This window comes from Rhizobium ecuadorense (assembly GCF_001187535.1).
In the GTDB taxonomy this organism is placed as follows: domain Bacteria; phylum Pseudomonadota; class Alphaproteobacteria; order Rhizobiales; family Rhizobiaceae; genus Rhizobium; species Rhizobium ecuadorense.
In genome coordinates this window covers 1-286 of the sequence record NZ_LFIO01001522.1, presented here as the reverse complement: position 1 = coordinate 286, position 286 = coordinate 1, and the positions used below count along the sequence as shown (strand labels likewise).

The 286-nt window shown below is 61.5% G+C and carries 1 pseudogene; it reads left to right on the top strand.

Annotated elements, in window-relative coordinates:
- Nucleotides 1-286, top strand: a pseudogene (locus tag AF337_RS43425) (hypothetical protein); the annotation flags it as partial.

Sequence of the window (286 nt, the reverse complement as noted above, 5' to 3'; positions counted from 1 at the left end):
GTGGTCGACTGCTCTACGGCAGGCTCTATGACCGGCTAGCCCATGAGATCGAGGACCCGGCCTACGATCCCATTCGGAAGATCATGTACGACGTGACGCTGGAGGCCCTCCCCGTCGGACCCGGCGATCATCTGTTCGGACCGCTGCAGGAACGGCGGCTGCACTCGGTCCATTCTGCGGCGTGTGAATACGGGCTGCATCCGAGAACGATGCTCAAGCTGGTCGAAAACGCCGGCATACTCCTCGATGGAGGTGGCTCCACCTACGAGCGGAAGCTGATGAAAGC